14 protein-coding genes are annotated in these 12,252 nt (G+C 54.4%); 11 read left to right on the top strand and 3 right to left on the bottom strand.

The window, feature by feature from the left end; genetic code table 11:
- The first annotated feature begins 5 nt into the window (after positions 1-5).
- From pknB to rpe, 3 genes are read left to right on the top strand one after another with little or no spacing between them, the layout of a single operon-like run.
- Entirely contained in the window at positions 6-1,955 is a 1,950-nt protein-coding gene (gene pknB, locus JD108_RS09150) for a Stk1 family PASTA domain-containing Ser/Thr kinase (protein WP_198829518.1), read from the top strand.
- 18 nt (positions 1,956-1,973) lie between these two features.
- Positions 1,974-2,864: a ribosome small subunit-dependent GTPase A gene (rsgA, locus tag JD108_RS09155; protein WP_198829519.1), complete on the top strand. Its 891-nt coding sequence runs from the start codon at positions 1,974-1,976 to the stop codon at positions 2,862-2,864.
- A complete protein-coding gene (gene rpe, locus JD108_RS09160) occupies positions 2,858-3,505 on the top strand; it encodes a ribulose-phosphate 3-epimerase (protein ID WP_198829520.1) in 648 nt (215 codons plus the stop codon). The genes rsgA and rpe overlap by 7 nt, the downstream gene beginning before the upstream one ends.
- A 73-nt stretch (positions 3,506-3,578) precedes the next feature.
- Here the strand turns inward: rpe and JD108_RS09165 are convergent, their stop codons facing one another.
- Positions 3,579-4,004, bottom strand: a complete 426-nt coding sequence (locus JD108_RS09165) for an RDD family protein (RefSeq protein WP_198829521.1) — start codon at positions 4,002-4,004, stop codon at positions 3,579-3,581.
- A gap of 284 nt (positions 4,005-4,288) precedes the next feature.
- Here JD108_RS09165 and JD108_RS09170 point away from each other — a divergent pair, with 284 nt between their 5' ends.
- The 5 genes from JD108_RS09170 (at position 4,289) to spoVM (ending at position 7,721) form a co-directional block, all read left to right on the top strand.
- Positions 4,289-5,104, top strand: a complete 816-nt coding sequence (locus tag JD108_RS09170) for a transporter substrate-binding domain-containing protein (RefSeq protein ID WP_198829522.1) — start codon at positions 4,289-4,291, stop codon at positions 5,102-5,104.
- Between the two features lie 63 nt (positions 5,105-5,167).
- Complete coding sequence (locus JD108_RS09175) at positions 5,168-5,827, top strand: amino acid ABC transporter permease (protein ID WP_198829523.1); 660 nt, start codon at positions 5,168-5,170, stop codon at positions 5,825-5,827.
- A complete protein-coding gene (locus JD108_RS09180; RefSeq protein WP_198829524.1) occupies positions 5,820-6,542 on the top strand; it encodes an amino acid ABC transporter ATP-binding protein in 723 nt (240 codons plus the stop codon). Before JD108_RS09175 ends, JD108_RS09180 begins: the two co-directional genes overlap by 8 nt.
- Before the next feature lie 157 nt (positions 6,543-6,699).
- Entirely contained in the window at positions 6,700-7,260 is a 561-nt protein-coding gene (thiT, locus tag JD108_RS09185; protein ID WP_198829525.1) for an energy-coupled thiamine transporter ThiT, read from the top strand.
- A 377-nt stretch (positions 7,261-7,637) separates the two neighbouring features.
- Positions 7,638-7,721: a stage V sporulation protein SpoVM gene (gene spoVM, locus JD108_RS09190; protein WP_003386125.1), complete on the top strand. Its 84-nt coding sequence runs from the start codon at positions 7,638-7,640 to the stop codon at positions 7,719-7,721.
- A gap of 104 nt (positions 7,722-7,825) precedes the next feature.
- On the opposite strand, the gene rpmB is transcribed toward spoVM, so the two are convergent.
- Positions 7,826-8,014, bottom strand: coding sequence for a 50S ribosomal protein L28 (gene rpmB / locus JD108_RS09195; RefSeq protein ID WP_003386124.1), 189 nt, complete (start codon positions 8,012-8,014; stop codon positions 7,826-7,828).
- Positions 8,015-8,415: 401 nt separating this feature from the next.
- On the opposite strand from rpmB, the gene JD108_RS09200 reads away from it, so the two are divergent.
- The 3 genes from JD108_RS09200 (at position 8,416) to JD108_RS09210 (ending at position 11,393) form a co-directional block, all read left to right on the top strand.
- The gene (locus tag JD108_RS09200; protein WP_198829526.1) at positions 8,416-8,781 is read left to right on the top strand and encodes an Asp23/Gls24 family envelope stress response protein; all 366 of its coding nucleotides are present in this window, start codon (positions 8,416-8,418) and stop codon (positions 8,779-8,781) included.
- Positions 8,782-8,793: 12 nt separating this feature from the next.
- Complete coding sequence (locus JD108_RS09205) at positions 8,794-10,476, top strand: DAK2 domain-containing protein (protein WP_198829527.1); 1,683 nt, start codon at positions 8,794-8,796, stop codon at positions 10,474-10,476.
- A 62-nt stretch (positions 10,477-10,538) separates the two neighbouring features.
- The gene (locus tag JD108_RS09210; protein WP_198829528.1) at positions 10,539-11,393 is read left to right on the top strand and encodes a DegV family protein; all 855 of its coding nucleotides are present in this window, start codon (positions 10,539-10,541) and stop codon (positions 11,391-11,393) included.
- A gap of 55 nt (positions 11,394-11,448) precedes the next feature.
- On the opposite strand, the gene JD108_RS09215 is transcribed toward JD108_RS09210, so the two are convergent.
- Complete coding sequence (locus tag JD108_RS09215; RefSeq protein ID WP_198829529.1) at positions 11,449-12,252, bottom strand: carbon-nitrogen hydrolase family protein; 804 nt, start codon at positions 12,250-12,252, stop codon at positions 11,449-11,451.

A 12,252-nucleotide genomic window follows, 5' to 3' on the forward strand; every position in this document is an offset into this window, starting at 1 on the left:
GAGAGATGGAAGGTCAACGACTGGGGGGACGCTACCAACTGGAAGCTCGCGTTGGTGGCGGCGGCATGGCGATTGTATACAGGGCCAAGGATTTGGTGCTCAATCGTCCGGTGGCGGTAAAAGTTCTCCGCTCGCAATTCGGGACGGACGAAGACTTCGTCACCCGATTCCGGCGCGAAGCTCAGGCGGTGGCAAGCCTGTCTCATCCCAATGTAGTCGGTGTGTACGACGTGGGACAGGACGGCGATACCCATTACATGGTGATGGAATACGTCGAAGGCTATACCCTCAAGGAACTGATCACTCGCAATGGAGCCCTCCCTGTAGAGGATGCGGTTGAGATTGCCGCCGAGATATGCGACGCACTGGAGCATGCTCACGCCAATCAGATTATTCACCGCGATATAAAACCGCATAATATTCTGATCGGGAAAAACGGCCGGATCAAGGTAACCGACTTCGGGATCGCCCGGGCCGTCACATCGACCACGATCACGCATACCAATTCGGTGCTCGGCTCCGTCCACTACTTCTCTCCGGAGCAGGCGCGGGGCGGAATTACCGCGGAAAAGTCGGACATCTATTCGCTCGGCATCGTGCTCTATGAGATGGTGACGGGACAATTGCCCTTTTCCGGCGAATCACCGATCTCCGTCGCGCTGAAGCACTTGCAGGAGCCTTTGCCGGAGCCGCGTCAGGTTAATCCGGCGATTCCGCAAAGCGTAGAAAACGTCATCCTGAAGGCATTGGTGAAAGACCCGTCTTACCGTTACGCTTCGGCGAGGGAGATGCTGGAGGATTTGGAGACGTGCCTGCTGCCCGAGAGATTGGACGAAGATAAGTTTGAAATTCCGGTCGATGAAGAGGCCACACGGACGTATCCCGTGATCACCCCGGAGATGCTGGAGAGTCATGGCAGAACCGGCACGCCTCCCCGCAAGGAGGCGGAGACAAAGAAAAAGCGCCCCTGGTGGATGAAAACGGCTCTCTGGACGGGCGCGATCGGACTGTTTTTTGTACTGGCCTTTCTCGGGTTTAACCTCATCATGGAGCTGTTCCCTTCCGTGCCGGAGGTGCAGGTGCCTCACGTAGAGGGCACGAGCGTCACACTGGCGGAACAGAGAATACGCGAGAAAAAGCTGGTGCCGAAAATTGTCGAGCAGCCCCACGACGAGATCGAGAAGGGCATCGTCATCAGTCAGGATCCGGCGCCGCCGATGAGGTTAAAGGAAAATGCGGTCGTCACCCTGTACGTCAGCAGCGGGCAGGAAGCGATCAGCATGCCCAACCTGGTCACCATGGTGCGCACGGTGGCGGAAAACGAGCTGAAGGCAAAAGGATTTACGGTCACCGACAGCACATTCGTAGAAAAAGAGTCGGATGAAGTACCGGAGGGGCAGGTCATCAATCAGTTTCCGCCCGCCGGCCAGCAGGTGGTGCCGGGGCAGACAGAGGTCCGGGTCGAGATCAGCAAAGGGCGGGGATTGGTGAAAATGCCGGATCTGCGCAACAAGACGCTGGAGCAAGCGCGGATCGACCTGTTCAAACTGGGCCTGTTGGTGGATGAGGCAGCCATCCGATACGAACCATCGTATGTGACGGAAAAGCCCAACATCGTCTTGCATTCCCATCCCCATGACCCTGGCATGATGGTGGAGAAAGGCACAGCGATCCAGCTCACCGTAAGCAACGGGCAATTCCCGGCGGATGCCAAAATCGTCAGCCACCCCATCTATGTAGAGATCCTCGAGGGAGAAAGCCAGGTGCCGATCAAAATCGTGGTCAGTGACGCGAGGGGAAACAATCTGGTGGTCCTCGACGAGCGGATCGATGAAAGCAGGCAATTTGATGTTCCGGTCGTCCTGTCTCCGCAAAAGAACGCCACGATCAAGGTGTTCCGGAGCGATATCGAAGCCTCGCAAGTGCAAATCAATTATGACAGTGTTCAGTACTAAGCTGTTGGAGGGACATGAATGCCAGAAGGACGGATCGTCAAAGCGTTAAGCGGTTTCTACTACGTGGACAATGGCCAGCAGGTGTTTCAATGCCGGGCGCGCGGCCTGTTCAAGAAAAAAGGAGCCAAAATCAATCCGCTGGTGGGCGATTGGGTCGTGTACGATGCGATCAGCGAGACGGAAGGATACGTGATGGAGGTGGGCGAGCGCTCCAGTGAGCTGCTTCGCCCGCCGATCTCCAACGTAGACCAGGCCGTGCTCGTTTTTTCCATGGCGGAGCCTGCCTTCGCTCCCTTTTTGCTGGACAAGTTTTTGGTCCACACAGAAAACGCCCAGATTGACGCCGTGATCGTGCTCTCCAAGGCGGACAAAGCGGAGCGGAGCGAAGTGGAAGCAATCGCAGAAAAGTATGAAGCGATCGGGTACCGCGTCATCCCTACGTCGACCAAGCAGAAGCAGGGTCTCGACCAGGTGCGGGAGGTGCTGCAGGGCCGCATCTCCGTCTTTGCCGGTCAGTCTGGCGTAGGCAAATCCTCGCTGATCAACGCCGTGTATTCCGGGATCAGTCTGCAGACCGGCGACATCAGCCAAAAGCTGGGGAGAGGACGCCATACCACTCGCCACGTGGAGCTGATTCCGCTGGAGGGCGGAGGCTATGTGGCCGATACGCCGGGATTCAGCTCGCTGGAATTCGTCGGGATGGACGAGCAGGACCTGGCCGAGGGGTTCCGTGACTTTGCCGCGCTCAGCGGTCAGTGCAAGTTCCGGGGATGCCTCCACATCAGCGAGCCTGCCTGCGCGGTGCAGCAGGCCCTGGAGGAAGGCCGCCTGCACCTGGATCGCTATGAACACTACAAGCAATTTCGGGAAGAACTGAAAGAATACCAACGGAGGAACAAACCATGGTAAAGATCGCCCCTTCGATCCTGTCTGCCGATTTTGCCCGTCTGGGCGAGGAAATCCGCGATGTTGAACGCGGCGGAGCAGATTGGATTCACGTCGATGTAATGGACGGACATTTTGTTCCCAACATTACGATCGGCCCGCTGATTGTCGATGCCATCCGCCCGGTGACACAATTGCCGCTGGATGTGCATCTGATGATCGAGGAGCCGGACCGCTACATCTCGCAGTTTGCCAAAAGCGGAGCGGACTGGATCACCGTCCATCAGGAGGCTTGCCGCCACCTGCACCGGACCGTTTATTTGATCAAGGAGCAGGGCGTCAAAGCGGGCGTCGTGCTGAATCCGGCGACACCGCTGGTCACCATCGAGTCGCTGCTGCCCGATCTGGACATCGTTCTGCTCATGACCGTAAACCCGGGATTTGGCGGCCAGAAGTTTATCCAGCAGGTGGTGCCGAAGATCCGGGAGCTGCGCCGGATGCTGGATGAGCGCGGATTAGGTCATGTCGAGATTGAGGTGGATGGCGGCGTGAATGCCGAAACCGCCCGCCTCTGCACCGAAGCGGGGGCTACCGTCCTGGTGGCCGGCAACGCCGTATTCGGCCAGGCTGATCGCGCCGCTGCGATCGCAGCCATTCGCGGCTAATAACTGTTTCTCTCTATACGCAAAAAAAGACCGGTGTGCTTGCACCGGTCTTTTTCTGTCTCTATCCATATGATTAAGGCGTATCCGAGGTTACATAAGTGCCTGCAATCAAATCGTGAATCGAGCGTTTGTCTTCCCGCACGCCCACCATGATCGCGCTGACGATCGCCCCGATTCCAAAGGTGAGCCCGTATACGAGGCCCATGCCCACGATCGTGCGTAGCAGCATGGTTCCAATCCCTACCTGGCTGCCATCCACTTTGACGATGCGAATCCCCACAATTTTCTTTCCGACCGTATAACCCGCCCAGAAGACAGGCACTAACACGTAATACAGAGTAGACAGCATATTGGCGACGAAATTGTCTTCGAGACTTCCGGTAATGAGCCAGCTGATCAAAACGAGCGGCACACCGATGATGAGGCCGTCGAGCAAACTTCCCCCCAGGCGGCGCCAAAAACCGACAGGATTGCTCAAGGCTGGTTTCGCAGTTTCCATGTTGCGACACACTCCCATTTTTTCTCCCATTATATGCCTGTTAGAAAAAAATAACAAGATTGGGAACCGTTGAACAATCGGGAAAATGGAATGGGTTCCCGGTTGGAAAATGCATAATTTTTTCAATATTTGCTGAAATCATTTTCATATTGATTAAAATACGCAAGTTGTTGTATAAATATAACTTGTCGGGAAGAGTATTTTTGCTTAGTCGTACACAGACTAGGATTTCCTGTAGATGATCAACCACAAACGAGAACCAGATGTATAAGGGGGAAGTAATCATGAAAAAATCATCACTGTTTTCTGTAGCAATGTCTTCACTATTGGCCGTCGCTGTCTTGGCCGGCTGTGGCACGGGCAATCCACAAGGTGCCGGACAACAGCCAGCGGGTCAAGAACCTGCGGGACAAGCCGGAGAGCAAAAGAAGCTGGTCATGGCCACATCGGCTGACTTCAAGCCGTATGAGTTCCACGATTTGTCCAGCGGCAAGGATGAGATCGTCGGATTTGACGTCGATATCGCGAAGTATATCGGGAAAGAGCTCGGCTTTGAAGTGGAAATCGTCGACATGAACTTCGACGGTCTCGTGCCTGCCCTCCAAGCCAAACGCGCCGACTTCGTCATGGCGGGAATGACGCCTACTCCCGAGCGTGAGAAAAACGTAGACTTTTCGATCGTCTACTACGATTCCAAAAACAGTATCGTGTCCAAAAAGGACAGCGGCCTGACCAAGCCGGAGCAGCTCGCGGGTAAAAAAGTAACCGTACAAACCGGTTCGATTCAGGAAGGCGCTGCAAAAGAACTGCAAAAAACCTTGCAAGGCATGGAAATCATCTCTCTGAACAAAACTGGCGAAATTGTCGAAGAGGTAAAAACCGGACGCGTCGATGCCGCCATCCTGGAAAACACGGTAGCCAAAGGCTTTATCGAGGCCAATCCTGAGCTGCAATTCACGACCTTCGAAGGGGATTCCAAGCTGAATACGGCGATTGCTTTCCCGAAAGGCTCCCCGTATGTGGAAGACTTCAACAAAGTGATCAAACAGATGCAAGAAAATGGAGAAATGGAAAAACTGATCAAGAAGTGGTTTGAATAAATCCACGTGAGGGAAGAAACGCTTCTCTAGCAGACATTTATACAGATGGGAGTCGAACAGGGCATGAATTTGGATTTTGCACAAATTGTGCCCTATATCCCTTTTATTCTGAAGGGGATAAAGGTCACATTACAGGTAACATTTTTCTCGGTCGTGCTCGGGTTTTTATGGGGCTCTGTTTTAGCTCTCATCAAAATATCCAATATCCGCATATTGAAAGCATTGGCAGTCGGCTACACCTCGATTTTTCGGGGGACGCCGCTGATTCTGCAGTTGACGTTCGTCTACTTTGCCACCCCGCAGTTGACGGGCTATAACATTTCGCAGTTCGAGGCGGCCATCCTCACGTTTACGCTCAACTCGGGCGCCTATATCTCCGAGACCATTCGCGGCGGGATTCTCGCCGTTGACAAAGGACAGTGGGAAGCGGCCAAGGCTTTGGGCGTCCCTTACCGCCGGATGATGACCGACATCATCTTGCCGCAAGCCGTAAAAAACATTTTGCCCGCCCTGGTCAACGAGACGATCGCGCTCCTCAAGGAATCAGCGCTCGTCTCTACGATCGGCCTGGCGGATCTCATGCAAAACGCCAATATCGTCAAAGGAACGATCTACCGCTACTTTGAACCGTATCTCCTGGCTGGATTCTGCTACTACGTCATGGTGATGCTGCTCACATGGGTAGCTCGTGTGCTCGAACGGAGGTTGAGACGAAGTGATTAAAGTCCAAAATGTAAGCAAATCGTTCGGCTCGCTCGACGTTCTGCATGACATTTCCACAGAGATCGGGCGCGGAGACGTCGTCGCGATTATCGGTCCTTCCGGTTCGGGAAAATCGACTTTTTTGCGCTGCCTCAACCTGTTGGAGGTGCCGACGAAGGGGAAAATTTTCATTGACGGCCGCGACATCACCGATCCCAAAGCCGATGTGATGGCGATCCGCCAGAAAATCGGCATGGTGTTCCAGCATTTTCACCTGTTCCCGCATATGAGCGTACTGGACAACCTGACGTATGCCCCGGTAAAGGTGAAGGGACTGTCCAAAGCGGCGGCGGAAGCCAAGGCAAAAGAATTGCTGGCCCGCGTCGGCCTGTCCGACAAAGCGGATGTCTTCCCGTCGAGGCTCTCCGGCGGGCAGAAACAGCGGGTGGCGATCGCCCGCTCTCTCGCGATGGAGCCGGAGATCATGCTGTTTGACGAGCCGACCTCGGCTCTGGACCCGGAGATGGTCAAAGAGGTCCTGGATGTCATGAAGGGTCTCGCCCATACCGGGATGACCATGGCCATCGTCACGCATGAGATGAATTTTGCTCGTGAAGTGGCTGACCGCATCTGCTTTTTGGATGGGGGACGGCTGGTGGAAGATGCGCCGCCAAGCCAGTTCTTCACCAATCCGCAGAGCTCACGCGCCAAACAGTTTCTGGAAAAGATGCTGTAAGCCAGAAATGCAATGCCAACGCCCCGCCCCCAATGGGATGACGGGGCGTTTTCTTTTGACAGAAGGCCTTGCTTGGGCTAGAATCGGTTACAGTCAAGGAATCATTGACAAATGTTAGACTCATCAGGATGATCAGAAAAAAGGGAGTGGATTTACCGTGTCTCGGCAACGTTTGCTCATTTTACTGGAAGTGGCGATGATGACGGCGCTTGCGGTCGTTTTCAGTGAAATGAAAGTGTTTCAAATGCCTCAGGGAGGCTCCGTGTCACTCGTCATGGTGCCAATCGCTCTCCTGGCAGTTCGCCGCGGCTTGCTGCCCGGTGTGATTTGCGGTCTGTTGGTTGGCGTGCTGCAAACCTTTCTCGGCAGCTATGTCGTCCATCCGATCCAGCTCTTGCTCGACTACCCGCTTGCCTTTGGAGCCCTGGGATTGGCCGGCCTGATCCGCCTCTCGACGATGGAGGAGCGGATGACCAAGGTCATGGCGCTGTGGAGCGTTTTGTTCGTCGGTGTAATCGGACGCCTGGCTTGCCATTTTATCTCCGGAATCGTCTGGTTCGGAGAATACGCGCCGGAGGGCGTGCCCGTCGCATGGCATTCATTTGTCTACAACATCACGTACCTTTTGCCGGAGATGGTGATTACCGGAATCGTGCTGACGGTCGTCATGACCAGCGCGCCGCAGCTTCTCTTCCCGGTGCGCAACCGCCTGGCGTAGCAAAAAGATTGCGGAACCAACAGACATATTGGCGAATGGCGCCACATAAAGTATTCAGGCAGCGAAATGTTGCCTGAATTTTTTTTGATTCGACAAGGTGAGACACATGTTTATCCCATTGCGGAATAAGATGTAATATGCACGTTTAAAAGAACGCCTAAAGGAGGTGCGGCATGAGATGGGATTGCGCTCCTTCCGCCTGCGACAGGGGGGCGCCTTGCGACGTGTTCTCGGGGTGGCATTGGCTGTCGGAGGAATCACCATTATCCTGTACACGGCACCTCCGTGGGTTTGGTATAGCCTGCTTGGATTTGGACTCATGGGGGCTGGCTGGCACTTGTATCACATGAAGTAATTTCGGTAAGGAGGGGTACGTCATGCGGTTCTACACCATCAAGTTGCCGAAGTTTATAGGTGGCATGATTCGCGCTGTCATCGAGGCATTCAATAAGAAAAAATGAAGGCAGCGATCTCCTTCAGTTGCAGCAGGGGAAGCAGCAGGAAAAGCAAAAAAGCACCTCGTGGGTGCTTTTTTTACATGGCTTGAAATTGTAAGGTTGCGCGACTATACGCGCGTTACCAGACCGGATTTCAGCGCTCGAGTGCTTACATACACACGCTTTGGTTTACCATCTACGAGAATGCGCACTTTTTGTACGTTAACACCCCATTTGCGGCGGTTTGCGCGCATGGAGTGGGAGCGAGCGTTTCCAGTTTTGCCAGAACGGCCAGTTACAAAGCAGCGACGTGCCATTACATTCCACCTCCCTCAGAAGCATATAAGCGGGAATTCATTGATTCTTGTAATTACAAATACTTGACTATAGTAGCATACGACCCTGTCAATTGCAATACTTGACAAGAGGAAATGAGGGAGATTCTCTCTTTTGGAGACGATTCGACAAAACGCTTCATTTCTACCTATTCATGGTGTAAAATTGGGAGAAGCATGGAAATGCGCAGGAGGCCGCTATTTTGGCGAGTAAGCCCTCCTTTTTCACAAGCAGTAGTCGTTCATCGCACCCCCTGCCCGCGGGCCGGGCGCGTCGAAGCAAATCTATGCGGTATGGATAGCAGCAATGACGTACATGCTGAATGGTACGGTTACAGGTAGAAAAATGCGGCTTTGCCGCTTGAAAAAGGAGGAGTCCTTGCATGACAGTGGAAATGAGCACCCCTCTCGGTAAAATTGACGTGACAGAAGATGTGATTGCACGGATTGCTGGAGGCGCAGCCATCGAAGTGTTCGGCCTGGTCGGCATGGCATCGCGCAAAGCGTTGAAGGATGGACTCGCGGAAATGCTGGGGAGAGACAATCTCAGCAAGGGAGTCGTGGTCCACACCCAAAACGGCGAGGTCACTCTCGATATGCATATTATTGTCAGCTACGGCGTGAAAATCTCGGAGGTAGCCGGCAATGTACAGAGGCGCGTCCGCTACACGCTGGAGCAAATGGTAGGCATCGACGTGGCGGCTGTCAATATTTTTGTGCAAGGAGTTCGCACAGACAGGGATTCGTAAGGAGGAACATCAGTGGTACATAAGCGTCTTGATGGCCTGCTGTTTAGCCAGATGGTTTATATGGGGGCAGGACTTCTGTCCAAAAACGCAAAGCTGGTGGACGGGCTTAATGTCTTTCCCGTACCGGACGGCGATACAGGAACCAATATGAATTTGACCCTCACATCGGGAGCCGAAGAGCTGGCGCGGAGAGAATCTCCGAAGATCGGAGAATCTTCCGCCGCTCTTGCCAAGGGGCTCTTGATGGGGGCGCGGGGGAATTCCGGGGTCATTCTCTCCCAGTTGTTCCGCGGTTTCAGCAAAGCCGTGAACGGCAAAGACGAGATCAATGCCCGCCAGTTTGCCGAGGCGTTGAAAGCCGGGGTCGATTCCGCCTACCAGGCCGTGATGAAGCCGGTCGAGGGCACGATCCTCACGGTTGCCAGAGAAGCGGCTGACATGGCAGTGCGGGCCGCCCGCGCTACGGACGATATCCAGCTCGTGATGGAGAAAACCTATGAGCAGGCACAGGCGACGCTGCTTCGGACGCCGGAGATGCTCCCGGTCTTGAAAGAGGTGGGGGTCGTCGATTCCGGCGGACAAGGTCTGCTCTTCGTCTACGAAGGATTTATCCGGGCGCTGCGCGGCGAGACGGCAGACCAAATTCGGGAAGCGCATACAAATGCGGCCCTGTCTTCTGCCGACATGGATGAGTGGGTGCACGAGCAGCACGCGCAGCTCCACATGAAGACCGAAGACATCCAATTCGGCTACTGTACGGAGTTTATGGTTCACCTGAAGCACAGCACCGAAGCAAATAAAAAGCCGTTTTCGGAAATGGTGTTTCGCAACCAGCTGGACCAGATGGGCGATTCCCTTTTGGTCATTTCCGATGACGAGATGGTAAAGGTACATATCCATGCGGAGCAACCCGGCAATGTGCTCCAGTATGCTCAGCAATTCGGCAGTCTGCACCGCATCAAGATCGAGAACATGCGCGAGCAGCATGCCAACATCCTGCGCCAGGAAGAGCAAAAAGAGAAGAAGGCGGAGGCGGCGCTGCCTTACGGGCTGATTGCGGTCGCAGCCGGTCCCGGCCTTGCGGACATTTTCCGCAGCATGGGGGTTCACGTCGTCGTCGAGGGCGGACAGACCATGAATCCGAGCACGGAGGATTTCCTCTCGGCCATCTCCGGGCTGAATGCGGAGCACATCATCATTCTGCCGAACAACAGCAATATCGTGATGGCGGCCAACCAGGCGGCCGAGCTGGCAGAAAAATCGGTGACGGTAGTCCCTTCCAAAAGCATCCCGCAGGGCATGGCGGCGCTGGTGGCGTTCAATGCGGGCGCCTCTCTGGACGAGAACCGGGAGGGCATGACTTCCGCCATCGGACAAGTCAAGACAGGGATGGTGACCCACGCCGTTCGCGATACGCGGATGGGCGATGTGGAGATCAAAGAAGGGAATTTCATCGGGATCGCCGAAAAAGAGATTGTCTCCGCAGGCGACGACCTGATGAAGATCGCAAAAGAGCTCCTATCTCAGCTGGTTGATGAAGAGACGGGCATCGTCACGATTTTTATCGGCGAAGGCGCGGACGAAGCGCAGGCTGAAGAGCTGGGCGAATTCCTCAACGAGTCCTTTGCGGATGTAGATGTAGAAATCCATCACGGCGGTCAGCCGCTCTATCCCTATCTCTTTGCCGTGGAATAGACGGCCAGTCGCGTCTTCTCGGGACGCATGACCGGCGCATATCTGTGAAGGGAGTTGTGTTGATGTCCATTGTAATCGTAACCGACAGCGCATCAGACATCGATTCCGAGCTGCGCGAATCGCTCGGGATCGTCTCTGTCCCGCTGAAGGTGATGTTTGGTGACGAGACCTATACGGACGGCGTCACGATCACCTCTACCATGTTTTTTGAAAAGCTGAAGCAGACGGACGTACTGCCTACCACGTCACAACCGTCCCCGATTGATTTCGCGGAAGCGTACAAAGGGATCGTGGAGAAGCACGGCAGAGACGTGCAGATCATCGTCCTGACGCTGTCCGCAGCCCTCTCCGGCACGTATCAGTCGGCCGTGATCGCAAAATCGATGATGGAAGAAGAGCTGGACATTACCGTGATCGACACGCGCAAGGCTTCTTTTGTCTTTGGCATGCTCTGTGTCGAAGCGGCGCAGGCCGCGCGCGAGGGGAAAAGCAAGCAGCAGATTCTCGATCGGATCGACCATTTTTTAGATAGTGTGCAAGTCTATTTTATCGTCGACACGCTCGAGTTTTTGCAAAAAGGGGGACGAATCGGCAAAGCGTCAGCTCTCATCGGTTCTTTGCTCAATATCAAGCCGATTCTCACCCTGGACCCGGCGGGTTATGTCTCCGCTTTCGACAAAGTGCGCGGCACCAAAAAAGCGATCGCCCGCGTGATGGAAGCGCTGCGGGAGTACGCATCCGGCCAACCGGTAAAAGTAGCGATGCTGCACAGCGCAGTTCCCGACCAAGCGGCAGAGCATCTGGCCGCGATCAAAGCGGAGTTCCAGGTGACGGATTCTTATCTGCTGGAGATCGGTCCGGTGATCGGGACGCATGTGGGACCGGGCTTGCTCGGATTTGTGATGATCAAAGACTAGGGATCGACAGGAAAACCTCCTCGCTGGGTGCGGGGAGGTTTTTTTCGCCATTTTGCTAGACCAACCGATTCGCCTTGTACACATCCTTTTGTCTGCCCTCCAGGTAATGAAACGGATACTCTTTCTTGATACGCGAAATCTCCGACAGATCAAGCGTCACGATGCCTAGTTCTTCGTCATGGCCCGCCAGGTAATAACAGCGCCCGTCCGGCCCGATGACCTCGCTCTCGCCAAAAAAGAGGATGTCTTTCTCCAGTCCGACTTTGTTGACGAGGGCGGCAAAGAGATGATTCTCCATCGCGCGGGCCCTGAGCAGAACATGCTGGTAATGTTGGAACGGAACCATATTGGAAGCGAGAACGAAGATGACCTCTGCCCCTTGGGAAGCGAGAATACGGGGGATTTCCGGAAATTCCATGTCATACGAAATCAGCAAGCCAAATGTTCCGTACTCCGTATGGAAAACAGGGCATTCCGATCCATGGCGCAGGTATTCCTTTTCTTGATCATAGAGGTGAACTTTCCGGGAGACTCCCTTGATTTCTCCTTCTTTGTCAATGTAAACAGCAGTGTTGTAATAGCCGTCTTCGTATTTTTCGGCGACACCCAAAAAGACGTGGATCTGAAGCCGTTTGGCCTGCTCGCGAATGGAGCCGATATGCAATCCCGAGAGCGGTTCTGCCAACTTCTCAATCGAATCCGCGATATAAAAACCGGTCAGGGCCATTTCGGGAAAGAGCACGAAGTCCGCGCCTCGTCTCTTCGCGTCTTCCATGGTAGCCAATATACGCTGCAAATTGGCTTTTCTGTCTTTTGGGATGACTCGCAGCTGAGCGAGTGCGATCGTGAATACTGTCAT

It is taken from the genome of Brevibacillus composti, from assembly GCF_016406105.1.
Lineage (GTDB): Bacteria > Bacillota > Bacilli > Brevibacillales > Brevibacillaceae > Brevibacillus > Brevibacillus composti.